This window comes from Allosediminivita pacifica, from assembly GCF_003054175.1.
Taxonomy (GTDB): domain Bacteria; phylum Pseudomonadota; class Alphaproteobacteria; order Rhodobacterales; family Rhodobacteraceae; genus Allosediminivita; species Allosediminivita pacifica.
In genome coordinates this window covers 65,722-87,787 of sequence record NZ_QBKN01000009.1, presented here as the reverse complement: position 1 = coordinate 87,787, position 22,066 = coordinate 65,722, and the positions used below count along the sequence as shown (strand labels likewise).

Sequence of the window (22,066 nt, the reverse complement as noted above, 5' to 3'; positions counted from 1 at the left end):
TCAATCAGCTTGATCGACTTTGATCTTTGCCTAACTTAAGCGGCGGGATCGTGGAACTCACTCACTCACCACTCACACTCACGAACCTCACGGAACGTACCAAGTCCCATTATTAGAAAGGACTTTTGATGTTTTACAAGGATGAAAGGCTGGCCCTATTTATCGACGGGTCCAACCTTTATGCTGCAGCCAAATCACTTGGCTTCGACATCGACTACAAGCTGCTCCGGCAGGAATTCGCCCGCCGCGGGAAAATGGTTCGCGCCTTCTACTATACGGCCCTGCTGGAAAACGACGAATATTCGCCGATCCGTCCGCTTGTCGACTGGCTGCACTACAACGGCTTTTCCATGGTCACGAAACCGGCCAAGGAATACACCGACAGCCAAGGCCGCCGGAAGGTGAAGGGCAACATGGACATCGAACTGACCGTCGACGCCATGGAACTCGCGCCCCGTATCGACCACGTCGTGCTGTTCTCGGGTGATGGCGATTTCCGTCCGCTGATCGAGAGCCTTCAGCGCCAGGGCGTGCGCGTCTCGGTCGTGTCGACCATCCGCAGCCAGCCGCCGATGATCGCCGACGAACTGCGCCGCCAGGCCGACAACTTCATCGAGCTCGACGAGCTGCGTGAAGTCATCGGTCGTCCGCCGCGCGAGCAGCAGGCCGAGCGGAACTTCGAGGTTGCCGGAAGCAAGTGAACAGGCGTGCGGCCGTTATGGGGATGAGGGCCGCTCGTGTGGGATGAGGCCGCCGCTCTGGGCGGCCTTTTCCTTGCCGCCTTCGGGGCGGCGACCATCCTGCCCTTCCAGTCCGAGATCGTCTTCGTCGGCCTGCAGGTGAAGGGGCTTGCCAGTCCGCTCGCGCTGGTCGTCGTGGCAAGCATCGGCAACACGCTGGGCGCGGTGGTGAACTATTTCATGGGCATCGGCGCCGAGCGGCTGAAGGGCAGCCGCTGGTTCCCGGCCTCCGAGCGGCAGCTGGAGCGTGCCCAGCGATGGTATTCGCGCTGGGGCGTCTGGACGCTGCTTCTGAGCTGGGCCCCCTTCGGCGACGCCTTCACTGTGATCGCCGGGATCATGCGCACGCGCTGGTGGGTCTTCCTGGCGCTGGTCGCGCTGGCCAAGACCGGGCGTTACGTGCTGCTCGCCTGGGGCACGGCGGGGATGTCCTAACCGCCGCTGGCGCGGGCGTTCATTTCGTCATGCATCTTGCGGATCTCGTCCGGCCAGGTGCTCTTGATGTAGGCCAGCACGTTCAGGATCTCCTCCTCGCTCAGGATGTCGCCGAAGCCGATCATGGTGGACCGGTAGTCGCCGCCGACGATCGCCTCGGTGCCCTCGGTGACGATCCGCACCAGCAATGGATCGGGGTGGTGCCAGGTATGGCCTGTCTCGTCGTGGGGCGGCGCGGGCAGGTAGCCCTCGGCATCGGGGGTCTGCCAGTCCGGTTCGCCTTCAAGGTCGGCGCCGTGGCAGGAGGCGCAATTCTCTGCATAGAGCGCCCTGCCCTCGGCGACACGCTCCGCGTCCTCGTAGGGCAGAAGCCCCTCCCCCAACGCCGGGCCCGCGACCAGGGCCAGTGCCAATGCCAGTCTCATATCCGTCTCCTCGTGCAGATGGTCGCACAGATATGACCGCCTTCCCGCAGGTGGAAGCCAATTCAAGAAAGCGTGGGTCTGGACGGCCCGGCGCACAGCCACTACCTCGGGAATATGGAAACGCCGACCCCGAAACCGCCGCTGACACTCTACCTCGCCGCGCCGCGCGGATTCTGCGCGGGCGTGGACCGGGCAATCAAGATCGTCGAGATGGCGCTCGAGAAATGGGGCGCGCCGGTCTACGTGCGCCACGAGATCGTCCACAACAAGTACGTCGTGGACGACCTGCGCGAGAAGGGGGCCGTCTTCGTCGAGGAGCTCGAAGAGTGCCCCGACGACCGGCCGGTGATCTTCTCGGCCCATGGCGTGCCCAAGGCCGTGCCCGCCGAGGCCGCCAAGCGCGAGATGATCTACGTGGACGCCACCTGCCCGCTGGTGTCGAAGGTCCACATCGAGGCCGCACGTCACCACGAGAACGGGCTCCAGATGATCATGATCGGCCACGCCGGCCACCCCGAGACCGTTGGCACCATGGGGCAGCTGCCCGAGGGCGAGGTGCTGCTGGTGGAGACGGTCGCGGACGTGGCGGGGGTCGAGGTGCGCGATCCCGACAAGCTCGCCTTCGTGACGCAGACGACGCTCTCGATCGACGACACGGTGGACATCGTGACCGCGCTGCGGGCGCGGTTCCCCAACATCGTCGGCCCCCACAAGGAAGACATCTGCTACGCCACCACCAACCGGCAGGAGGCGGTCAAGGCCGCGGCGCCGCATTGCGAGGCCATGCTGGTGGTGGGCGCGCCGAACTCCTCGAACTCGAAGCGACTGGTCGAGGTCGCCCGGAAGGCAGGCTGCAGCTACTCGCAGCTGGTCCAGCGGGCCGCCGACATCGACTGGCGGTCGCTCGAAGGCGTGCGCTCGGTCGGGATCACGGCGGGCGCCAGCGCGCCCGAGGCGCTGATCGACGAGGTCATCGACTCGTTCCGGGCCCGCTACGACACCACCGTGGAGCTGGTCGAGACCGCGCAGGAAGACGTGGAGTTCAAGGTGCCGCGGGTGCTGCGCATCCCCGCCTGAGGAGGATGTCCCGGGCCGGGACATTTTTCAGACCAAGCAGAATCAACGGGTTATCGCCTCGCGTTTACGAAACGTCAGGGATTGGCGCTTTCGGTCTCGCCAAGCGCGCACGGTCCTGACAGTCTGCGCTCATGCCCCGGCCCTTCGATCCAGAAGAGGTGCTGTGCCAGCCGCTGATGGCGATGCTCGCCACCGTGGACGGCGACGGTGCCCCGCGCAACGCCCCGGTCTGGTTCGACTGGGACGGCGCAGTGCTGTCGATGCTGGGCAATCGCGGGGGCAGCTCCGTGAAACGGATCGAGGCCGAACCGCGTGTCGCGGTCGAGATCGTGCAATACGACAACCCGGGCGGCGTGCTGCGCCACCTCGGTCTTCGCGGCCGGGCCGAGATCTCCCCGATGGACCCCGACCTCTTCCGCCGGCTCCTGCACCGCTACCTTGGCCCCGAGCCGGAGTGGAATCGCTGGTTCGTCGATACCATCGCGCGGATCGACGACCCCGACGGACGGCTGATCCGGATGCGCCCCGAGAGCATCTTCACCAACGACGTGAGCTATTTCCGCACCGGGCCCGAGTTCGCCACTGCCACGAAGGACACACCGTGATCTCCTACCAGTTCCTGCTGACCGCCCTGGTGGTCGTCCTCGCGCCCGGCACCGGCGTGCTCTACACCCTCGCGCTCGGCCTCGGGCAGGGCCGCCGCGCCGCGCTGGCCGCCGCCGCCGGCTGCACGCTCGGCATCGTGCCGCATCTTGCGGCTGCGATCCTCGGGCTGGCCGCCGTCCTGCACGCCAGCGCCCTGCTCTTCTCGGTGATCAAGTGGGCGGGCGTGGCCTACCTGCTCTGGCTCGCATGGCAGGCGGTGCGCGAGGGCGGCGCGCTGTCGATCGGTGCGGCCCCCGCGCAGGAGCCCGGCTGGCGGATCGCCCGGCGCGGCGCGCTCATCAACATCCTCAACCCCAAGCTGTCGCTCTTCTTCCTGGCGCTGCTGCCGCCCTTCCTGTCGGGCGATCCGGCGCGCGCCACGGCCGAAATGACGCTGCTGGGCGGCATCTTCATGGCGCTGACCTTCGCGGTCTTCGCGCTTTACGGGATCTTCGCGGCCCGGGCGCGCGACTGGCTGCTGGGCTCCGAACGGGCCATGCGTTGGCTGGGCCGCTCCTTCGCGGCGGTCTTCGCCCTGCTCGCCGGCCGGCTTGCACTCGAACGGGCCTGAGGCACCGCATCGGTCCCCTCGGTGGCCCTGCGCTTCTTTTCGCCCTAAATACCTCGGGGAGCGCGAGGGGCAGAGCCCCTCGCTTCCGACACCTGCCAGACGGAGGCCCCCGTTGAAGGACATCCCCCGCTCCGCCCTGATCCTCGGCCTTGCCGGGGTGCTGCCCTTTGCATGGGGCGCGCTGACCTACCTGCACGGGCCGCTGGGCATCTGGACCACGCAGACCATCGGGCCGCGCTACACCGGGCCCTTCGTGCAGCTGCTCTACGGCGCGGTGATCCTGGCCTTCATGTCCGGCGTGCTCTGGGGCTTCGCCACCAAGGTCGAGGGCCGCCGCGCGGGCGTGGCCTACGCGCTGTCGGTGATCCCGGCGCTCTGGGCCTTTGTCGCGGCGGGCGGCGGGCCGGTCGTTGCCTCGGGCAACCTGATCGCCGGCTACCTCGGGCTGCTGCTGCTCGACTGGCAGTTCTGGCGCTGGGGGCTGGCGCCTCAGTGGTGGATGAAGCTGCGGGTGCTGCTGACCGTGCTGGTGGTGCTCTGCCTCTCGGTGACGCTGCTGCTCTGAGCCCGCTTGACGGCCCGCGCGGGCGCGGGCAAGAGCCGCCCCATGACCGAGCTTTTTGCCTATACCGACGGAGCCTGCTCCGGGAACCCCGGCCCCGGGGGCTGGGGCGTGCTGCTGCGTGCCATGGAGGGCGGGACCGTCCAGAAGGAGCGCGAGCTCAAGGGCGGCGAGGCAGCCACCACCAACAATCGGATGGAGCTGATGGCCGCGATCCAGGCGCTCGAGACGCTGGCGCGGCCCTCGAAGATCACCATCATCACCGACAGCGCCTACGTGAAGAACGGCGTGACGGGCTGGATCCACGGCTGGAAGAAGAACGGCTGGAAGACGGCGGCCAAGAAGCCGGTGAAGAACGCCGAGCTCTGGCAGCGGCTGGACGCCGCCCAGGCGCGCCACGAAGTGCGCTGGGAGTGGATCAAGGGCCACGCCGGCCACGCCGAGAACGAGAAGGCCGACGAACTGGCGCGCGCCGGCATGGCACCGTTCAAGCCCGGCAAGGGCTGACGCGCGGAGCCGGCCTCCGCTGCCCCATTCGCAGGCCTTGTCGGGGACGGGGCGCCACAGTCGGATGCCGCGCGTGACGGTCAGGCTTGGCTGCGCGGGGCAAACTCCCCTAGGGTCCGCAGGACAAGTTGGAGGGAGTGGCAGGATGACCAGGCGGCCCGGGTTCGAGACGCGCCACGTGAGCGCAGAGGATGCCGCGCGGCTCTACCAGGCCTGGGCGCGGCTGGGGCTGGAGATGGTGGAGCGGCCCCTCGGCCTGTCGCGCAGCGCCTGCGAGCGGCTGGCCGGTGCCGCGGTGCAGGGGCTGGTCGGCCCCTGGGCGCCGCAGAGGCTGGCGCAGACGGCGGGGCGCGAGGGCCTCGATTTCGCGACCGGGCTGATGGCGACACCCGCCGAGGCTGCAGCCGCCGCCGTCGAGACACTCGACGCGCCGCGCCCGGCGGTGCCCGAGGTGCTGGAGAAGACGCTCTGCGCCTCGGCGCCGGTGCCGCTGGGCGGGTCGGTCACGGTACGCCCCGGAATCGCGATCGAACAGCTTCACGCGCTGGCCGAGGCGGCCCGGACCACCCGCGGCGACGAGGACATGGCCCGGGTGCGGGCGGGCGTTGCCGACCGCATCTTGCTTCCGGCGCGGATCGTCGATTCCTCGCAGGGCTGGGCCTCGTGGTTCGTGCCGGCCGAGACAGCCGAGGCGCTGATGCGCGAGGCGGTGGAGCTGGGCCACCAGCCGCCCGAGGTACTGGAGGCGTTCGAACCGGTCATGGTCGGCCGCGGCGCGGCGATGGTGACGCTGATGGCGACGGACTACCGGACCTCGGATTTCGGCAAGCTGACCGAGATCGGCCTGACACTGACGGTGACGCCGCGCGGCGCGGGCTTTCCCGATCCGGGGCAGATGTTCCTGCGGCTGATTGTCGACGATCCGTGGTCGCTGGCGGTGGCGCGGCGGGTCTGGGGCATCCGGAAGGATTACTGGGACACGCACGAAGGGCCGCGCATCGACGTGGCCTACAGCGCGGATGCGGTGCGCTTCGGATCGGCGCTGGTCCGGGCGCCCAAGGCCGTGCGGGGCGACGTGCTGGCGATGACCTTCCCGCGGTTCGGCCGGGGCCGGAGCCAGGAAATGCGTAGCGGGATCTATTCCATGCGCGAGCGCGGACCCGAGCCTGGCGGCCCCTGCGAGCCCGTGCGCGCCAGCCTCTGCAGGACGAACGAGCGCGAGGGGACGCAGTACGGCGGCAAGGTCGAACTGGAGCTACCCCGGTCGAAGGCCCTGGGCAGCGGCGGCGGGTGCCTCTGCTCGGAAGGCATGGCCTGCCTGTGCGAGACGCTGCGGGGCATCGGGCTCGACCGGCGACGGCCAGCGGCGAACGGCTGGACCGACCGGATGACCGGCACGCTGGCGGCGCCGGAGCCGGTGACCCCAGCCTATTCGCCCGGGAAGTAGCGCTTGAAGGTGCGGCGCAGCGTGGTGTCGGTCTCGGAGACCGCCCGCGCGGCATAGGCCAGGGGGCGCAGGCTGTTGGCCGCGGTGGCGACCATGGGACCGGGCAACGTGTCGGGCACCGTGATCTCGACCGGGTCGCCCTTCCCCGTGCGGCGCCGGACCGCCTCGGCCGCCATCAGACCGCTCATGGCCGCGCCCTCGATGGTGACCACGTCGACGGGCGTCTGGACGAAATCGCCGGCGACGAAGAGGTCGGGAACCTCGGTCGTGGTGGTTGGACGGAAGTGCCAGGTGTTGACCGCGTTGACGAAGAGCTCGCCGCCGGCGTTGGTCTGCAGATGCGTGCGGCAGGGCACGATGTCGGTCTCGCGGTCGAAGTCGATGTAGCGGCTCAGTTCGTCGAGCATGAGCGAGACGATGACCTGCCCGCCGTCCTCCTGTTCGATGTAGGGCATGAGCCCGTCGGCGTCGGAGGCGCAGATGCTTATCTGGGTCAGATCCGCGTCGTCCTCGTTGCCGTCGCGCCAGAGCTGGCTGTTGTCGTAGAGGCTCATCTCGTAACGGGAGCCGAGCAGGATGACGATGCCCTTGGGCAGCGGCGTCTTCGGAGGGTGCCGCAGGAAGACGTCGAGCACCATGATCGGCGCGCCCTTCAGACGCGGAGACTGGGCAAGGCGGTTGTCGATGCCGGCAAGCGTCGCGCCGCGGTCGGCCGGGCCGTCCTTGGCGCGCGCATAGACGATCCGCGAGAGCTGGCGCGGCGGCACCGCCAGCACCACCTGCCCGCCGAAACGCCAGATCTCGGACTTGTCGGCGGTGATCCGGCCCGGGGCGGGCTGCGCGTAGGGCGAGCCATCGAGCGTGGCGATGCGCAGGAGAAAGTCGCTGGTGTCCGGGTCGATCTCGAGCCCGGTGAGCGCGGTCAGCGGCATCAGCGTGAAATCCGGGCGGTCCGAGGGTGGCTCGGCGGCCTTTTCGGCGTCGTTCTCGGCCTGGATGCGGCGGAATATCTCGCGCGGAGGCTCGCGGTGGTCGAGGATGCGGAACTTTCCCGAAAGCCGCGAGAGGGCCTTCAGCCACGGGGAGAAGAGCGCCTCTTCGGTATTGCCGGTGAGCAGCCACATGGCGGGCGCAGGCAGACGCGCCCCGTATTTCAGGAAGGATCGGTAGGACGCGGCCGAGGCGACCGCCGTGGGTGCGGCGAAGGCCTTGGCCAGCACCTGGTGCGAGGCTTGGCGCGATTTGGCCGTGGTGTAGCCGAGCTCTCGCAGGAAGGCCGCGACGCTAATCTGGTCGAGCCGGTGGTCCGCATGCTCGGGCTTGGCCAGCAGGTCGAGAATCGACTCGCTGTGCAGGAAGACATCCGGCGCGGGGGCGACGCCGCTGGTCATGTTCTGCCAGGCAGTGCCGGGAGAGCCGGGGTTGTCGGCGTGAAGCGGGGGCGAACCCGGAGGACCGGTGAAATAGCTGATGCGGGTCATCGGCTCGAACCGGTCGGCGATGCCGATCTCCTCCACCAGTTTCCAGAAATTATGATACCAGTTCAGGTACATGTGGTAGCAGTGCTCGTGCCAGTCGGTCTCGCGCGCGGAGCGGCAGCCGGGCATGTCGCAGCGCGCGCATGTGCCGCTGCCGAAGGGCCGCGCCATCTCGCGCGCGGTCTTTTCCGTGCGGCTGCGCCGGAAGCCGAACCTTTCCGAGACATGCTCGACCCGTTCGTCGGCTTCCTGGTGGGCGCCGAGCTTGCCGCCGAGATAGGAATTTGCCTCAAGCATGGTCACATCGTGGCCACGTTCCAGCAGACGCTGTGCCGTTGTCATGCCCGCGACACCCCCGCCGACGACAATCACGTGCGGGCGCCCCGTTGACACAAAGGGATACCGCCTGATTGCCGGACCGGGCCCGTCGGCCTCCGAGTTTGGGGTTGTCATGGAACACACCATCGTTAAGATTTTGACGCAAAGTAACACCGGGGGAGTGACGGGCCAGCATGAAATCGGAACGCGGTGACATGGTTGCGACCATCGGCAGGGCCTATGCCGCCTGTCTGGGCGCAGGCGCGGAGGTCGGCACGTTGGCCGTGCGCTCCGCGGCGCAGGAAAGCCGGACGGTGGCGCTTGCCACCGCGCAGGCCCTGCGGGCACCGATGACCGAACGTGGCCCCGCGCTCGAGCACGCCGTGCGTCTGACCTACGACGCGCAGGCCCGGCAGTTGCACGCCCTGCGCGGTGCGTCGAGCCTGTTTGGCATGGCTTTCCTGCACCGGCTGGACGCTGAACGAGAAGATTGAAGGACCCAGACATGGCTTCGAGCGGACCCGAGGACGGGCAGAGCCCGCCACACGACGGGGCGGACCCCTTGCGCATGATCGCCGACAAGCTTGCCGGGGGTTTCGAAACCTACGCGCGCCTGATGGAGCAGATCGCCGGGACCGCGGGCGGCACCGGTGGCGATGGCAAGGGCGCGGAGGCGCCGCTGAAGGAGGCCTGGCTGATCGCCTCGGCCAGCACGGTGCGTTACGGACAGGGCCTGACCGAGGTCTTCGGCCGCCACCAGGGCGTCCTGACCACGGCGGCGTCGCGCAAGCTTGGCGCGCAGGAGCCGACCCCCGAAGAGTTGCGCGCGGAGGCCGAGCAGATCCGCGGCTTCCTGCGCGAGGTCGGCGAAACCGCCGTCTTCGAGGCCCGGCGGCTGGAGCGCGAGCTTGCCGCGCTGGGCGAGAGCGTGGCGCAGCGGGCCTCGGAGCCCTGGCCCGAGGGCGCCGACCACCGGACATGGAACGTGAAGCGATGATGGACACGGTTGCCGAAGTGGACACCACCGCAAGCGTCGACGAGACCAGCGGCGCGGTCATCGACGCGCTGGGCTTTCCCGATGAGATGGCGGCCCTGCGCGAGACCATCACCGGATGGGTGCGCACCTGCGATCCCGAGATGCGCGAAGCGCTGGAGTGGCAGTTCTTCGGCGGGTCCAAGTATTTCCGGCCGCTGACGATCTTTGCCTGCTACCGCGCGGTGCACGGACCTGGACCGATCCCGCCTCACATCATGACCTCGGCGCTCGTGATCGAGTTGTTCCACAACATGTCGCTGGTGATCGACGACATCGTCGACCGCTCGCCCGAGCGGCGCGGCCGGTCGACCATGCACACCCGCTTCGGCGAGCTGAACGCGCTGATGACATCGGGCTACATGGTGGCCGAGGGCTACCGGCTGCTGGGCGCGGACCTGGACGGGATCGCGCTCTTCTCGGAGCTGATGCGGCGGCTGGGCGTGGCGGAGGTCATGCAGTGGCGGCTGCGGCGCAAGCCGCTGGGCTTCGAGGACTGGATGACGATCGCGGGCGAAGACACCGGGTCGATGTTCGAGGTCTGCGCCTGCCTTGGCGACCGCAGCGGCAACCTGCGCACCTACGGCGGGCTGCTGGGCCGGCTCTACCACGGTTGCGACGACGTGGCCGACGTGCGCGGGCTGCCGGCGCTGGGCGGCGGCGGCAAGGAGGATCTGCGCGACGGCATCCTGACGCTGCCCGCGAGCCTTGCGATTGCCGAGGACGACGTGCGCACGGCCTTCTGCCAAACGGACCCGAGCGACGCGGATCTGGACCTGACGGCCGAGGCCTTCACCCGGGCGCTGCCCGCCTCGGAGGCGAAGCTCGACGAGATCGCCGCGCGGGCGGTGGCCGAGGCGCGACAGTTCTCCAACGATCCGGCGCCGCTCGAGGCGCTGGTTGCCCAGACCCGACAACTCAGCGGGCGCTGACATGGCAGCGTCCGAGGCACTTCGCAGGTTTCTCGCCGGGCTCGGCCTGGAGGATTACGCAGAGGCCCTTGGCGCCGAGCGGATCGAGCCCGAGGACCTGCCGCTGCTGTCGGACGAGGACCTGAGGTCGCTGGGCCTGCCGCTGGGCCCGCGACGCCGTTTGCAACGGGCCCTGACCGAGCAGCCCCCTGCCCCGCCCGTCGCGCCACAGGGACCGGCCGCGCCCGAGAGGCCGGCCATGAGCGTTCCGGACCAGGAACGGCGGAACCTGACGATCCTGTTCTGCGACATGGCGAATTCGACCTCGGCTGCGGTGGCGCTCGATCCCGAGGACCTGCGCACGCGGTTCCGGACCTTTCGTGCAGCCTGCACCGCCGCCATCGAGGCGGAGGAGGGGTTTGCCGCGCACAGGCTCGGCGACGGGATCATGGCCTATTTCGGCTACCCTGCGGCCTCGGAGGACGCGGCGATCTGCGCGGTGCGCGCCGGGCACGAGATCGTGGCGCGGGTCGGCCGGCTGGAGGCCCCGGGCGGGCGAATGTCGGTGCGGGTGGGCATCGCCACCGGGCTGACGGTGATCGAGGATTTCCGCGACAGCATGGTCGAGCGCGACGAGATCGCCACGGGGGCGACGCTGGCGCTCGCCTCACGGATGCAGTCGATGGCCGAGCCCGGGCAGGTGCTGCTGGCCGACACGACGCGGCGGCTCCTGCGCGACCAGTTCGCGCTGCGCTCGCTCGGGCACCAGAAACTGAAGGGGTTCTCCGAGCCCGAGGAGGTCTGGCTGTCCGAGGGCCCGCGCGCCGGGACGACGCCCGGACAGGGACCGGAGCACGACCGCATGGTGGGGCGCCGCGCAGAGCGGGACCGCCTGCTGAAGGCCTGGGAGGCCTGCCGCGCGGGCGTCGGCGGCGCGATCGTGATCGAGGGCGACGCGGGTGTCGGCAAGTCGCGGCTGCTGGCCGAGGTGGCGCAGGCCGGTCGCGAGACGGGATCGCTGATCTCGCTCCAGTGTCAGCGGCACCGGCACGGCGCGACGCTTCACCCGGTGACCGACTGGCTGGAGAAGGCCGCGCGGGACGTTGAGGGCGGGCTTGCCGCCCTGCCCGGCGTCACGCCGGAGACCGCGCCTCTGCTGGGCACGCTGATGGGTGGCGAGACCGGCCTGCCCCCGCCGCCTGCCGACGATCCCAGGCCCCTGCAGGATTCGATCCTCGCCGCGGTCACGTCGCTGCTCTCCACGCCGCCCCCCGATGCCGCGGCACCCTGCCGGATGGTCCTGGTCGAGGACCTTCACTGGGCGGACGAGGCGACGCGGACGATGCTGGGGCGTCTCGTCGAACGGGTTTCGGACGAGCCGGTGCTTCTGGTCGGGACGGCGCGGCCGAAATCGGGCTATTCCGCGCCCGAGGGGGTCGAGACCATCGGCCTGTCGCCGCTGCCCCCCGAGGCCACGGAAGCGCTGATCGCGCGGCAGACCGGCGCCGAGGCGCTGACGCCGGGGCTCCGCCGGGTGATCGCGGAACGGTCGGGCGGGGTGCCGCTCTTTGCCGAGGAACTGACCCGGGCGATGCTGGAGTCGCCCGCAAACGGCAGCGAGGTGCCCTTCACGCTGCAGGACACGCTGATGGCGCGCCTCGACCGGCTGGGACACGGCAAGCCGCTGGCGCAGCTCGGGGCACTTTTCGGGCGCGAGTTCTCGCACGAACTGCTGGCCGCCTGCACCGACATGGACGGCGAGACCCTTCAGCAGGGGCTTGCCGCGCTGACCGACTCCGACCTTGTCGCCGTCAGCGACAACGGCGGGCGCATCTACACCTTCCGCCACAGTCTCATCCGGGACGTGGCCTACGATTCGATGCTGCGGACGCGGCGGATCAACCTGCACCGGCTGGTGGCGGGCGTCATCGGGGAGCGGTTCCCGCAGCTGGCCCGGAGCCAGCCGGAACGGCAGGCGCATCACTACACCGAAGCCGGCGACTTCGGGCAGGCCGTGCCGCACTGGGAACAGGCCGCCGAGCTGGCGCTGACCAAGGGCTCGTCGGAGGCGGCCGCCGAGTACTTCGGCACGGCCCTGTCCCTGCTGGAACGGACCCCCAGCTCGGCGCAGCGCACCGAGACCGAGATCACCCTGCGCGTACGGCTGAACATGGCGCTGACCGTCACCACGGGCTTTTCCTCGGCCGCAACGGAAGAGAACCTCGCGAGGCTCGAGACGCTCTACGACGAGCTGAAACCTGACCCGGCGGCGCTGCAGCTGCTGTGGAGCAACGCAATGTCGGCACTGGTGAAGTCGGACCTCGTGCGCGCGCGCTCGGCGACGCTGCAACTCGAACGATTGTCACGGCAAGCGAGCCTGCCCAACGCCACCCGCCTGCCCGACCGGCTGCTTGGCTACATCTCGCTGCTGGAGGGCGAGACCGAACAGGCCGAGGCCTTCTTCGGTCGGGTGTTCGACGGCTACGCGCCCGACGGGCCGGACCCGATCCTGCAGGGGCACCCCTTCGACGTTCTGGCGGCCTCGCTGTCGCAGTACGCCATCCTGAAGGCGCTGCGCGACGATCCCGCCGCGGTCGAGGACTGCCAACGGCGCGCGATGCAGCGGCTGGAGAGTTTCGACAGCCCGGCAACGACCTTCCAGGTGCTGGTGCATCTCTGCGTGGCGCGCTTCGAGATGGAGGATCATGACCGGGTGCCGCCGCTTGTCGCGGGGCTGCGGGAGGTGGTCGACAAGAACGGGATCGTGCCGCTTTACGTCGAGATCTGGGAAGGGTGGCTGCAGGCCCGGGCGGGCGACCTGGAGGGCGGGTTGCACGCCATGGAGGTGGCGCAGACCCAGCGGCAGCAATACGGGCTCTGGATGCCGGGATGCACGCTCTTGCGGGTGCGGCTTCTCGCGGACGCAGGGCGCCACGATGCGGCGCTCGAGTTGCTGAACCGCTGCGACACCGAGATTGCCCGCTATCGTCATGCCTATCTCCGCCCCGAGGCCCTGCGACGGCGCGCGCTGTCGAGGCGGGCGCAGGGGGCGCCGGCCATCGAGGTGAGGGACCTTCTGGAGCGCGCCGCCGGCTCTGCCCGGCGGCAGGGCATGCTCCGGTTCGAGCGGCTGGCGCGCGAGGCGCTCTCGGGCCTGCGGTCCGCGCCGGTCTGAGCGCCGCGCGGTGACGCTTGCGTGTGCGCAGGTGACCCATATAACCGGTGCATGGCCAAGTCTCAGTCCTCTCACCGGAAATCCCAGTCCGCCACCACCGTCGGCGATCCCGCCCCGGTCCTTGAGGTTCTGTCGAAACTTGGCCGGACGGAATCCGTGCCGCCCGGGAGGACGCTTTTCCGGCAGGGCGACCTGGCGGACGCGCTCTACGTGCTGCAGTCGGGATCGCTCGAGGTCAGCATCCTCTCGGAAGAGGGGCGCAAGCTGACGCTTAACCACATGACCGCCGGCACGATCTTCGGCGAGATCGGCCTGATGGACAGCGGACCACGCAGCGCGACGGTCACCGCGGACGACGCCTGCGAGATCCTGAAGGTGCCGCGCGAGGTGCTCTTGAACGAGATCCGCGCAAACCCGGATTTCGCGCTCGCCATCATCCAGCTCTGCGTCGAACGTCTGCGCTGGGTGAGTTCGCAGCTCGAGGAACATGTCTTCCTGCCGCTGCCCGTGCGGATGGCGCGACGACTGGAGTTCCTGATGCGCTCCATGGACCGGGGCCCCGAGATCCCGATCTCGCAAAGCGCGCTGGCCGATCATGTGGGCGTCACGCGCGAGGCTGTGGCCAAGGTCCTGTCGGAGTGGAAGGCCTCGGGCATGGTCGCGCCCGGGCGCGGCAAGATCCAGATCCTTGACGCGGCTGCGCTGCGCGAGATGACCCGCGTCGGGCAGGTCTGACCCGGCGTCGGGCCGGGCTGGAAATTCACGCTTGCCCATCAGGGCAAGCGTCCGCCCGGGACCAGGATCCCGGCTTGCCAGAGCAGCAGGACAATTCCCACCACCGACAGAACCAGTGACCCGGCTTCGACCGGGCGGAGCCAGCCCCGCCCTTCCGACAGCCACTGACAGAGCGACATGATCGGGCGGAGACCGGAAACGGAAAGGGTCTTCGCGGCGCGGCGGCACCGGGACAGCACGCGAAGGATGACGAGGCGGTGCAGGACCGGGCGCGCCGCAAAGAGCGGCAGGGCCTGATCCTCGCCGCGGCGCGCCGGGCGGAAGGTGCCGGCGGCGGAGGCCACGGTCAGCGCGAGGGGCACGGCCACGAGCGCGTGTCCGATGAGGGCCAGCTCGGCAGGCCAGAGATCGGCGTGGTGATCGAGGGAACCCGTGCCGAGCGATGCCAGCAGCGCGGCGGGTACGAGGACGAGGAAGATCTCGGGGTGGGTCATGTCGTCGGTCCGGGTCGGTATCGAGAGCGGCAGGCCGGCGTCCCGGTTTTCGGGGCGGCCTTGCGGCGCAGAGAGGGGTGAAAGGTGTCGCAAGGCGGGGCGGACCCTACCGGGAGGTGCCGATCCCGGTTGGCGCGGCTTCCCGGCAGAAGCGCGCGCGGCCCGGGACCGGCCGAGGGGCACCCGGGGGCCGGGGCGTCGGCGGGACGTCCGACGGCCCGGAACACCGGTGCACCAGGGGGGAGGTTGGGACGCCCCGGGATACGGCATTCCACGACGGGCAGGCCGGAAGCGTGCGGCACGTCGCGTGACCGTTCTGCTCCGATGCATGCCATGTCGTCGAACCCCGTTAACCAAGAGACAGGGGGTAGATGGCGCATTCCGGCAGCGGCGTATGTGAAGCAGTTCACTCAGCACGACGAAATTGTGCCACGGGGTGCCCGGCGCGCCCGCCCACTGCACGTGTTGACGGCCCAGGGCTGCTCCCGACCCAGGGAAGCCCCCCCGAGGCCGCGCGTTCAGTCGTCTGGTCGGGCCTGCTCTTGAGGTTCGCCACGTGCCTCGGGCGGAACATGGCGAGGACTCCGCCCCGGGCATGATCGCCGCGGGCCAGGATTGCTGCCGGCCGCGCTTCCTTGCGCGCCCGGCGGATCTTGCCACTTCCCGCGCTCTGCGCCACACTCCGCGCGTCAGGAGACCATGATGCGCAAGTTCCTCGTCGTGCTCGACGACAGCCGAGAATGCCTAAACGCCATGCGGTTCGCCGCGATGCGGGCCGCCAAGACCCAGGGCGGCGTCAAGATCCTCTCGATCATTCCGCCCGACGAGTTCCAGCATTGGATCGGCGTGGGCGAGGTCATGCGCGAGGAATCGCGCGAGCGGATCAACGCCCACTTCGAGGTTTTCGCCAAGTGGATGCGCGACAAGCAGGGGGTCGATCCCGAGCTTGTCATCCGCGAGGGCGAGGCGGTGCCGGAAATCGTGGCCGAGCTGAAGGAAGACGAGGAGATCGGCGTGCTGGTGCTGGGTGCCGCAGCCGACAAGAAGGGCCCGGGGCCGCTGGTCAACCAGCTGACGCGGACCGCCGGGTCGCTGCCGGTCCCGATTACAGTGGTGCCGGGGGATCTTTCCAAGGAACAGTTGGAAGCGATCACCTGAGCGGAGGCGCCGGGGGCAGGCTCAGTCCCCCCGGCGACGCGCCAGCCAGACGGTGTGCCCGGTGCAGGCCGGGTCCTCGGGGACATGATCCACCACGTAGAAGCCGTTCGCGTCTAGAAGGTCGCGATATTCGTCCGGGTCGAGGCTGGCATGGTAGAGCGGCTCGCCGGCCAACGTGCCGATGGCCTCGCCGCCGGAGGGGCCGCTCGTGAAGAGCAGCGGGGCCCCGGGTTCCGCGTGGATCCGGAAGACGGGAAACATACCGCGCTGATCACCGGGGGCGAGGTGGAAGAAGCTGTCCCAGGCGATCAGCCCGCCGAAGGCGCGCCCCAGGTCGAGGCCCCGCATGTCGGCTTGTTCCGCCGTCGCGTCGGGCAGGTTTTCCCGGAACAGGGCCAGCATCTCGGGGGCGGCGTCGACGCCGGTCACCGGGTGGCCCTTGTCGCGGAGGTAGCGGGCAATGGGGTCGCCCGCCCCGCAGCCGATGTCGAGCAGGGTGGCACCCGGGCGCGCGAGGGTGGCGAAACGGTCGAGCCAGCCGCGTTCGTACAGCCGCCGGTTGCGCGCCGCGGCCCATGCGGGCCCCTGGCGGCGGTAGAGGGCGATGATGTCATCCGCAGCGCCGGTCATGAGCTCCTTCCCCTGCTGCTGCCCCGCCTGCGCCTCGCGCGGCGCGCCGATCAAAGGGTTTCGGCGAACTCCGCGAGCAGCTGGCCGAAGTCTTCCATCGGAGGAAAGCCCGCGTAGCTGCGGGTGGCGGGGACCTCGACCCAGCGCAGTTTTTCGGAGGTCATGGTTTCCATGTAAGGCGCGGGCCAGTCGACGCCGTCGAACATGGGCGCGCGGACGTTGACGAAGAAATCCACGCCCTCGATGCGGGTGAACATCCAACTCATGCAGTGGGGGCAGAACATGTGGTGCTGGTCGGGACCATGGAGGCCGCCGACAACGGGGGTGCCGGCGGTGACCGCGAAGGCCTCGGCCGGGATCATGGCCGAGAGCGAGTAAGCGCTGCCGGTCATCTTCCGGCATCCCGTGCAATGGCAGGCCGAGGTCATGATCGGCGCGGCGCGGGCTTCGATCCGGACCTGACCGCAACGGCAGCTTCCGGTCATGGGCAGGGGGAGGTGGAGGCTCTGCATCGGGGGTCCTTTCCACATCCAGGGGCGCAGGCACCATACACCGGACGGGGGGCGCCGCAACGGCACTCACAGTTTAGAATGGTTCCAAGGTCTTGACGGGCGGCGCCCGACTGCGCATATTCATGACAACTGACGAAAGGTGTCTGCGAGATGTTCATTCAGACCGAATCCACGCCGAACCCGGCGACCCTGAAATTCCTGCCCGGCCAGACCGTGCTGGAGGCCGGCACCGCTGATTTCCCCGCGCCCGAGGGGGCCGTGGCCTCGCCTTTGGCGCAGCGGCTCTTTGCCGTCGAGGGCGTCACCGGCGTCTTCTTCGGCACCGATTTCGTGACCGTGACCAAGGCCGACAGCATCGACTGGGACCACATGAAGCCCGCGGTTCTGGGCGCGATCATGGAGCATTTCCAGTCCGGCCAGCCGGTGATGGCGGACGGGGCCATGCAGGCCTCCTCGGGCCATGCCGATCATGACGGCGAGGATGGCGAGATCGTGGGCCAGATCAAGGAGCTGCTGGACAGCCGCGTGCGGCCCGCCGTCGCGCAGGACGGTGGCGACATCACCTTCCACGGCTTCGAGCGTGGCGTGGTCTACCTGCACATGCAGGGTGCCTGCGCGGGCTGCCCTTCGTCGACGCTGACGCTCAAGATGGGGATCGAGAACCTGCTGCGGCATTACATCCCCGAGGTGACCGAGGTTCGCCCCGTCGGCGTGTGAGCCGACCCGCATAGAGTTTCGAGGGCCCGCTGGCATGTGCCGCGCGGGCCCTTTTCGTGTCGCCCCTTCATGCGGGCGGCGAACGGGGTTAAGAGCGGCGCATGAATGCTGACGCCCCCATCCTCGCCTTCGACACCTCGGCCGCGCATTGCGCCGTCGCCCTTCTGCGCGGTGACGCGCTGCTGGCGAGCGCTGCCGAGGAGATGACCCGCGGGCAGGCCGAGCGACTGATGCCCATGGTGATGGAGGTGCTGCGGCACGCGGGCGTGCCGCTGGCCGAGGTCGGGCGGATCGGCGTGGGCACGGGGCCGGGCAACTTCACCGGGCTGCGGATCGCGGTGTCGGCGGCGCGGGGGCTGGCGCTGGCGCGCGGCATTCCGGCGATCGGCGTGAGCACCTTCGAGGTCATTCATCATGGCGCACCCGGGGCGCTGGCCGGCGTGCCTGCGCCGCGGGGGCAGCTTTACGTCATGGCCCCGGGCAAAGAGCCCCGGCAGGTGGCGCAGGAGGCGGCCCTCGACGCGGTGCTGCCCCCTGCCCCGGCCGCGCTGGCCGAGGGAATCGCGCGCATCGCCGCGACGAAGGCCCCGGGCGCCCGTCCCGCGCCGCTTTACCTGCGGCCCGCCGATGCGGCGCCCGCGCGCGATGCGCCGCCACGGCTGCTCGATGACGCCTGAGGAACTGGCGGCGATCGCGGGGGCGGCCTACGGCCACGCTACGCCCTGGAGCGCCGCGGATTTCGCCGGGGCGCTGGCCCTGCCCCGCACTTTGCTGGCGACCGATGGCGCGGCCTTCGTGCTGGGCCAGGTGATCGCCGACGAGGCCGAAATCCTGGCCTTGGCCACCCGCCCCGAGGCGCAGCGGACCGGCGCGGCGAGCCGGGCACTGGAGGATTTCGAAACCCAGGCTCGCGATCGTGGCGCCGTCGAGGTCTTTCTCGAGGTGGCCGAGGACAACGTCCCCGCCCGAGCCTTTTACGACCGCCACGGCTATGGCGTGACCGGGCGACGGAAGGGCTACTATCCCCGCACCGCGGGCCCGGCGGCCGACGCGCTGCTCATGCACAAGGCGCTCTGACACAGGGTCCCGCGAGGGCATACGAACGCCACGGAACCAAAGTTAAAAATCGGTTGACCCTTGTGCCCGCTCCGGTCCTAAACTGCCTTCATCTTTCGAAAGGCGGTGCGCAGACCCGCCGCGATCACTGGGAGCACCACATGACGATGATGAAAACTGTCCTCGGCACCGCCGCGGCCCTGGCGCTGTCCGCCGGCGCGGCGCTGGCCGACCCGGCGCTGATCTACGACCTGGGCGGCAAGTTCGACAAGTCGTTCAACGAGGCAGCCTTCAACGGCGCCGAGCGCTGGTCCGAGGAAACCGGCGGCTCCTACCGCGACATCGAACTGCAGTCCGAAGCCCAGCGCGAGCAGGCCCTGCGCCGCTTCGCCGAGCGCGGCTTCAATCCGATCATCACCACCGGCTTCTCGATGTCGACGCCGATCGCCAACATCGCCGCCGACTACCCGGACACCAAGTTCGTCACCATCGACGGCTTCGTGGATCCCGAAGAGCACCCCAACGTGCTGTCGATCCTCTTCTCCGAGCATCAGGGCAGCTTCCTTGTGGGCATGCTGGCCGCCATGGCATCTGAATCGGACACCGTCGGCTTCGTCGGCGGCATGGACATCCCGCTGATCCGCAAGTTCGCCTGCGGCTATGCCCAGGGCGTCAAGGCCGTGAACGAGGATGCGACCGTGATCTCGAACATGACCGGCACCACGCCGGCCGCCTGGAACGACCCGGTGAAGGGCTCGGAACTGGCGCAGGCGCAGATTTCGCAGGGCGCGGACGTGATCTTCGCCGCGGCCGGCGGCACCGGTCTCGGCGTGTTGCAGACCGTGGCCGACGAAGGCGCCCACGGCATCGGCGTGGATAGCAACCAGAACTACCTGCACCCCGACCAGATGCTGACCTCGATGCTCAAGCGCGTGGACGTGGCCGTCGCCGACGCCATGGAAGCGGGCGCCGACCTCGAAACCGGCGTCCAGGTGCTGGGCCTTGCCGAGGACGGCGTGGGCTATGCCGTCGACGAGTACAACGAAAGCCTGATCACCGAGGAGATGGCCGCCGCCGTCGAAGAGGCCAAGGCGCAGATCATCTCGGGCGAGATCGAGGTGCACGACTACACAAGCGACGACAGCTGCCCGGTTCTCGACTTCTGAGCCGACCTGTCTTGATCATGCTGCGGGGGCTGGCCATGGCCGGCCCCCGTGTCCTTCCGACGACGGCGCGGCGGCCCGAGCCCTGCGTCCCCAAAAGCGAGAGCCTTTCACGATGCCGCGGGTGCTGCCTTCCCTGCTGATGCTGACAGTCCTGATCGGGTGCAGCCCGGTGGAGCTCTGGCACCGCGACGGGGCACCGCGACAGGCGCTCGCCTCCGACTTCACCGCCTGCCGGGTCCGCGGCGTCCAGGACGTGCCCGCCAACACCCAGATCGGCCGCACCCCGCTGGTGCAGACGCCGCCTCAGACCAGCTGCTATCGGTCGGGCGACAAGACCCGCTGCACCACCACAGCGGGACGGATCTACGGCGGCGAGGTCTACAGCTACGACGCAAACGCGGGCCTGCGCGACGACGTGGTCGCCCAGTGCATGGCCGCGCAGGGCTATCGCCGGATCTCGGTGCCGCGCTGCACCGACGCGCAGGTGAGGTCCGGCACGCCCGTCGCGGGTACGCTGCCGGCGCTGACCGAAAGCTCCTGCGCCGCGCAAACCAAGGGCGGGGGGTGGGCCCTTCTGTCGCCCCGCACCGAGTAACGGCCCAGAATACGAGGAACGCCCGCCCCATGGCAGCACCAGAGCAGACACGCCCGGCGATCGAACTCAAGGGCATTTCCAAGGCCTTTGGCCCCGTGCAGGCCAACAAGGACATCTCGATCCGCGTGATGCCCGGCACGATCCACGGGATCATCGGCGAGAACGGCGCCGGCAAGTCGACGCTGATGTCGATCCTCTACGGCTTCTACAAGGCCGACGCGGGCGAGATCTTCATCAACGGCACCCACACCGAGATCCCCGACAGCCAGGCTGCGATCAAGGCCGGCATCGGCATGGTCTTCCAGCACTTCAAGCTGGTGCAGAACTTCACCGTCCTCGAAAACGTCATCCTCGGCGCCGAGGACGGCGGATTGCTGAAGCCGAGCCTCGCCAAGGCGCGCGGCGTGCTGAAGCACCTGGCGGAGGAGTACGAACTCAGCGTCGACCCCGATGCCAAGATCGAGGATCTTTCCGTCGGTCACCAGCAGCGCGTGGAGATCCTCAAGGCGCTCTACCGCGAGGCCGACATCCTGATCCTCGACGAGCCCACCGGCGTGCTGACCCCCGCCGAGGCGGACCACCTGTTCCGCATCCTCGAGGGGCTCAAGCGCGAAGGCAAGACGATCATCCTGATCACGCACAAGCTGCGCGAGATCATGGAGATCACCGACACCGTCAGCGTCATGCGGCGCGGCGAGATGACCGCCACCGTCAAGACCGCCGAGACCACGCCCGAACAGCTGGCCGAGCTCATGGTGGGGCGCAAGGTGCTGCTACGCGTCGACAAGGTGCCTGCGCAGCCGGGCCGCCCCGTGCTCGAGGTCGAGAACCTGCGCCACGTGGACGAAAGCGGGGTGGAACGCCTCAAGGGCGTGTCCCTGGACGTGCGCGCGGGCGAGATCCTGGGCATCGCGGGCGTGTCGGGCAACGGCCAGTCGGAACTACTCGAGGTTCTTGGCGGCTATGCCGATGCCACCGGCACCGTGCGCGTCAACGGCCAGGAGATCCCGCTTTCGGGGCCCGGCTCGGACGGGCGGGCGCGGCGCCACGGCGGCATCGCGCACGTGCCCGAGGACCGGCAGCACGAGGGGCTCATCATGCCCTTCTACGCCTGGGAGAACGTGGGCTTCGGCTACCACGACGATCCGCGCTTCAACCGCGGCCTGCTCATGGACAACGCCGCCCTGCAGGCCGACGCCACCGACAAGATGAAGCGCTACGACGTCCGCCCGCCCAATCCCTGGCTTCCGGCCAGCAGCTTCTCGGGCGGCAACCAGCAGAAGATCGTGCTCGCGCGCGAGATCGAGCGCGACCCCGAGGTTCTTCTAGTCGGCCAGCCCACGCGCGGCGTCGATATCGGCGCCATCGAGTTCATCCACCAGGAAATCGTGCGCCTGCGCGACAGCGGCAAGGCGATCCTGCTGGTCTCGGTCGAACTTGACGAGATCCTGTCGCTGTCGGACCGCATCGCGGTGATGTTCGACGGCACGATCATGGGCGAGCGCCTGCCCGACGAGACCGACCAGACCGAGCTCGGCATGCTCATGGCGGGCATGACCGGCGCCACGCAATCCCGGTCGCAGGGCGCCGGGCATGCGTGACGCTGTGATAATCACGCCGCGCCCCCGCTTCTTCTTGGCAGAAATATTCCCGCCGGAGGCATCCGACGGCGCAGCCCG

Annotated in this window: 25 protein-coding genes; 20 read left to right on the top strand and 5 right to left on the bottom strand. The window is 69.2% G+C overall.

The window, feature by feature from the left end; genetic code table 11:
* Positions 1-128 precede the first annotated feature (128 nt).
* Positions 129-701: a LabA-like NYN domain-containing protein gene (locus tag C8N44_RS08955; RefSeq protein WP_107975851.1), complete on the top strand. Its 573-nt coding sequence runs from the start codon at positions 129-131 to the stop codon at positions 699-701.
* A 36-nt stretch (positions 702-737) separates the two neighbouring features.
* Positions 738-1,175 carry a YqaA family protein gene (locus tag C8N44_RS08950; protein WP_107975850.1) on the top strand — a complete coding sequence of 146 codons (438 nt, stop codon included), beginning with the start codon at positions 738-740 and terminating at the stop codon, positions 1,173-1,175.
* Here the strand turns inward: C8N44_RS08950 and C8N44_RS08945 are convergent.
* Positions 1,172-1,600, bottom strand: coding sequence for a c-type cytochrome (locus C8N44_RS08945; protein WP_107975849.1), 429 nt, complete (start codon positions 1,598-1,600; stop codon positions 1,172-1,174). The two genes, C8N44_RS08950 and C8N44_RS08945, sit on opposite strands and share 4 nt — an antisense overlap.
* Before the next feature lie 114 nt (positions 1,601-1,714).
* Here C8N44_RS08945 and ispH point away from each other — a divergent pair, with 114 nt between their 5' ends.
* From ispH to C8N44_RS08915, 6 genes are all read left to right on the top strand, one after another.
* On the top strand, positions 1,715-2,677 hold the full coding sequence (ispH, locus tag C8N44_RS08940; RefSeq protein WP_107975918.1) for a 4-hydroxy-3-methylbut-2-enyl diphosphate reductase: 963 nt from the start codon (positions 1,715-1,717) through the stop codon (positions 2,675-2,677).
* Positions 2,678-2,808: 131 nt separating this feature from the next.
* Positions 2,809-3,282 (top strand): pyridoxamine 5'-phosphate oxidase family protein, encoded by a 474-nt coding sequence (locus C8N44_RS08935; protein WP_107975848.1) that lies wholly within the window; start codon positions 2,809-2,811, stop codon positions 3,280-3,282.
* Complete coding sequence (locus tag C8N44_RS08930) at positions 3,279-3,893, top strand: LysE family translocator (RefSeq protein ID WP_107975847.1); 615 nt, start codon at positions 3,279-3,281, stop codon at positions 3,891-3,893. Before C8N44_RS08935 ends, C8N44_RS08930 begins: the two co-directional genes overlap by 4 nt.
* Before the next feature lie 112 nt (positions 3,894-4,005).
* Positions 4,006-4,458, top strand: a complete 453-nt coding sequence (locus tag C8N44_RS08925) for a DUF3429 domain-containing protein (protein ID WP_107975846.1) — start codon at positions 4,006-4,008, stop codon at positions 4,456-4,458.
* Positions 4,459-4,500: 42 nt separating this feature from the next.
* Positions 4,501-4,962 (top strand): ribonuclease HI, encoded by a 462-nt coding sequence (rnhA, locus tag C8N44_RS08920; protein WP_107975845.1) that lies wholly within the window; start codon positions 4,501-4,503, stop codon positions 4,960-4,962.
* Positions 4,963-5,107: 145 nt separating this feature from the next.
* Positions 5,108-6,409 (top strand): acetoacetate decarboxylase family protein, encoded by a 1,302-nt coding sequence (locus tag C8N44_RS08915; RefSeq protein ID WP_107975844.1) that lies wholly within the window; start codon positions 5,108-5,110, stop codon positions 6,407-6,409.
* Here C8N44_RS08915 and C8N44_RS08910 read toward each other — a convergent pair.
* Positions 6,391-8,340 (bottom strand): FAD-dependent oxidoreductase, encoded by a 1,950-nt coding sequence (locus C8N44_RS08910; RefSeq protein ID WP_107975843.1) that lies wholly within the window; start codon positions 8,338-8,340, stop codon positions 6,391-6,393. The genes C8N44_RS08915 and C8N44_RS08910 overlap by 19 nt on opposite strands.
* A gap of 59 nt (positions 8,341-8,399) precedes the next feature.
* Between C8N44_RS08910 and C8N44_RS08905 the strand changes: the two genes are divergently transcribed.
* From C8N44_RS08905 to C8N44_RS08885, 5 genes are read left to right on the top strand one after another with little or no spacing between them, the layout of a single operon-like run.
* Positions 8,400-8,699 carry a hypothetical protein gene (locus C8N44_RS08905; RefSeq protein WP_107975842.1) on the top strand — a complete coding sequence of 100 codons (300 nt, stop codon included), beginning with the start codon at positions 8,400-8,402 and terminating at the stop codon, positions 8,697-8,699.
* 11 nt (positions 8,700-8,710) lie between these two features.
* Positions 8,711-9,202, top strand: a complete 492-nt coding sequence (locus C8N44_RS08900) for a hypothetical protein (protein WP_107975841.1) — start codon at positions 8,711-8,713, stop codon at positions 9,200-9,202.
* Positions 9,184-10,170 (top strand): polyprenyl synthetase family protein, encoded by a 987-nt coding sequence (locus tag C8N44_RS08895; protein WP_107975840.1) that lies wholly within the window; start codon positions 9,184-9,186, stop codon positions 10,168-10,170. The genes C8N44_RS08900 and C8N44_RS08895 overlap by 19 nt, the downstream gene beginning before the upstream one ends.
* A 1-nt stretch (position 10,171) precedes the next feature.
* A complete protein-coding gene (locus C8N44_RS08890) occupies positions 10,172-13,324 on the top strand; it encodes an ATP-binding protein (protein ID WP_107975839.1) in 3,153 nt (1,050 codons plus the stop codon).
* Between the two features lie 51 nt (positions 13,325-13,375).
* On the top strand, positions 13,376-14,059 hold the full coding sequence (locus C8N44_RS08885; protein ID WP_107975838.1) for a Crp/Fnr family transcriptional regulator: 684 nt from the start codon (positions 13,376-13,378) through the stop codon (positions 14,057-14,059).
* Between the two features lie 38 nt (positions 14,060-14,097).
* Here C8N44_RS08885 and C8N44_RS08880 read toward each other — a convergent pair whose 3' ends face one another.
* On the bottom strand, positions 14,098-14,553 hold the full coding sequence (locus tag C8N44_RS08880; protein WP_107975837.1) for a hypothetical protein: 456 nt from the start codon (positions 14,551-14,553) through the stop codon (positions 14,098-14,100).
* A 702-nt stretch (positions 14,554-15,255) separates the two neighbouring features.
* Here C8N44_RS08880 and C8N44_RS08875 point away from each other — a divergent pair.
* Positions 15,256-15,711, top strand: a complete 456-nt coding sequence (locus C8N44_RS08875; protein WP_107975917.1) for a universal stress protein — start codon at positions 15,256-15,258, stop codon at positions 15,709-15,711.
* A 21-nt stretch (positions 15,712-15,732) separates the two neighbouring features.
* On the opposite strand, the gene C8N44_RS08870 is transcribed toward C8N44_RS08875, so the two are convergent.
* Entirely contained in the window at positions 15,733-16,341 is a 609-nt protein-coding gene (locus C8N44_RS08870) for a class I SAM-dependent DNA methyltransferase (RefSeq protein ID WP_107975916.1), read from the bottom strand.
* A gap of 50 nt (positions 16,342-16,391) precedes the next feature.
* Positions 16,392-16,853 carry a GFA family protein gene (locus C8N44_RS08865; protein WP_107975836.1) on the bottom strand — a complete coding sequence of 154 codons (462 nt, stop codon included), beginning with the start codon at positions 16,851-16,853 and terminating at the stop codon, positions 16,392-16,394.
* Between the two features lie 150 nt (positions 16,854-17,003).
* On the opposite strand from C8N44_RS08865, the gene C8N44_RS08860 reads away from it, so the two are divergent.
* The 6 genes from C8N44_RS08860 (at position 17,004) to C8N44_RS08835 (ending at position 21,988) form a co-directional block, all read left to right on the top strand.
* Positions 17,004-17,570, top strand: a complete 567-nt coding sequence (locus tag C8N44_RS08860; protein ID WP_107975835.1) for a NifU family protein — start codon at positions 17,004-17,006, stop codon at positions 17,568-17,570.
* A 101-nt stretch (positions 17,571-17,671) separates the two neighbouring features.
* Entirely contained in the window at positions 17,672-18,247 is a 576-nt protein-coding gene (gene tsaB, locus C8N44_RS08855; protein ID WP_107975834.1) for a tRNA (adenosine(37)-N6)-threonylcarbamoyltransferase complex dimerization subunit type 1 TsaB, read from the top strand.
* On the top strand, positions 18,237-18,647 hold the full coding sequence (locus C8N44_RS08850; RefSeq protein WP_107975833.1) for a GNAT family N-acetyltransferase: 411 nt from the start codon (positions 18,237-18,239) through the stop codon (positions 18,645-18,647). Before tsaB ends, C8N44_RS08850 begins: the two co-directional genes overlap by 11 nt.
* A 140-nt stretch (positions 18,648-18,787) precedes the next feature.
* Positions 18,788-19,792: a BMP family lipoprotein gene (locus C8N44_RS08845; protein ID WP_107975832.1), complete on the top strand. Its 1,005-nt coding sequence runs from the start codon at positions 18,788-18,790 to the stop codon at positions 19,790-19,792.
* Between the two features lie 112 nt (positions 19,793-19,904).
* Entirely contained in the window at positions 19,905-20,387 is a 483-nt protein-coding gene (locus C8N44_RS08840; protein ID WP_107975831.1) for a hypothetical protein, read from the top strand.
* A gap of 29 nt (positions 20,388-20,416) precedes the next feature.
* The gene (locus tag C8N44_RS08835; protein ID WP_107975830.1) at positions 20,417-21,988 is read left to right on the top strand and encodes an ABC transporter ATP-binding protein; all 1,572 of its coding nucleotides are present in this window, start codon (positions 20,417-20,419) and stop codon (positions 21,986-21,988) included.
* The last annotated feature ends 78 nt before the right edge of the window (positions 21,989-22,066 follow it).

Bases quoted from the DNA above. Each gene is read 5' to 3' on its own strand.
- C8N44_RS08955 (WP_107975851.1), top strand. From the start codon at position 129: ATGTTTTACAAGGATGAAAGGCTGGCCCTATTTATCGACGGGTCCAAC.
- C8N44_RS08945 (WP_107975849.1), bottom strand. From the start codon at position 1,600: ATGAGACTGGCATTGGCACTGGCCCTGGTCGCGGGCCCGGCGTTGGGG.
- ispH (WP_107975918.1), top strand. From the start codon at position 1,715: ATGGAAACGCCGACCCCGAAACCGCCGCTGACACTCTACCTCGCCGCG.
- C8N44_RS08935 (WP_107975848.1), top strand. From the start codon at position 2,809: ATGCCCCGGCCCTTCGATCCAGAAGAGGTGCTGTGCCAGCCGCTGATG.
- rnhA (WP_107975845.1), top strand. From the start codon at position 4,501: ATGACCGAGCTTTTTGCCTATACCGACGGAGCCTGCTCCGGGAACCCC.
- C8N44_RS08915 (WP_107975844.1), top strand. From the start codon at position 5,108: ATGACCAGGCGGCCCGGGTTCGAGACGCGCCACGTGAGCGCAGAGGAT.
- C8N44_RS08910 (WP_107975843.1), bottom strand. From the start codon at position 8,340: ATGACAACCCCAAACTCGGAGGCCGACGGGCCCGGTCCGGCAATCAGG.
- C8N44_RS08905 (WP_107975842.1), top strand. From the start codon at position 8,400: ATGAAATCGGAACGCGGTGACATGGTTGCGACCATCGGCAGGGCCTAT.
- C8N44_RS08900 (WP_107975841.1), top strand. From the start codon at position 8,711: ATGGCTTCGAGCGGACCCGAGGACGGGCAGAGCCCGCCACACGACGGG.
- C8N44_RS08895 (WP_107975840.1), top strand. From the start codon at position 9,184: ATGGAACGTGAAGCGATGATGGACACGGTTGCCGAAGTGGACACCACC.
- C8N44_RS08890 (WP_107975839.1), top strand. From the start codon at position 10,172: ATGGCAGCGTCCGAGGCACTTCGCAGGTTTCTCGCCGGGCTCGGCCTG.
- C8N44_RS08885 (WP_107975838.1), top strand. From the start codon at position 13,376: ATGGCCAAGTCTCAGTCCTCTCACCGGAAATCCCAGTCCGCCACCACC.
- C8N44_RS08880 (WP_107975837.1), bottom strand. From the start codon at position 14,553: ATGACCCACCCCGAGATCTTCCTCGTCCTCGTACCCGCCGCGCTGCTG.
- C8N44_RS08875 (WP_107975917.1), top strand. From the start codon at position 15,256: ATGCGCAAGTTCCTCGTCGTGCTCGACGACAGCCGAGAATGCCTAAAC.
- C8N44_RS08870 (WP_107975916.1), bottom strand. From the start codon at position 16,341: ATGACCGGCGCTGCGGATGACATCATCGCCCTCTACCGCCGCCAGGGG.
- C8N44_RS08865 (WP_107975836.1), bottom strand. From the start codon at position 16,853: ATGCAGAGCCTCCACCTCCCCCTGCCCATGACCGGAAGCTGCCGTTGC.
- C8N44_RS08860 (WP_107975835.1), top strand. From the start codon at position 17,004: ATGTTCATTCAGACCGAATCCACGCCGAACCCGGCGACCCTGAAATTC.
- tsaB (WP_107975834.1), top strand. From the start codon at position 17,672: ATGAATGCTGACGCCCCCATCCTCGCCTTCGACACCTCGGCCGCGCAT.
- C8N44_RS08850 (WP_107975833.1), top strand. From the start codon at position 18,237: ATGACGCCTGAGGAACTGGCGGCGATCGCGGGGGCGGCCTACGGCCAC.
- C8N44_RS08845 (WP_107975832.1), top strand. From the start codon at position 18,788: ATGACGATGATGAAAACTGTCCTCGGCACCGCCGCGGCCCTGGCGCTG.
- C8N44_RS08840 (WP_107975831.1), top strand. From the start codon at position 19,905: ATGCCGCGGGTGCTGCCTTCCCTGCTGATGCTGACAGTCCTGATCGGG.
- C8N44_RS08835 (WP_107975830.1), top strand. From the start codon at position 20,417: ATGGCAGCACCAGAGCAGACACGCCCGGCGATCGAACTCAAGGGCATT.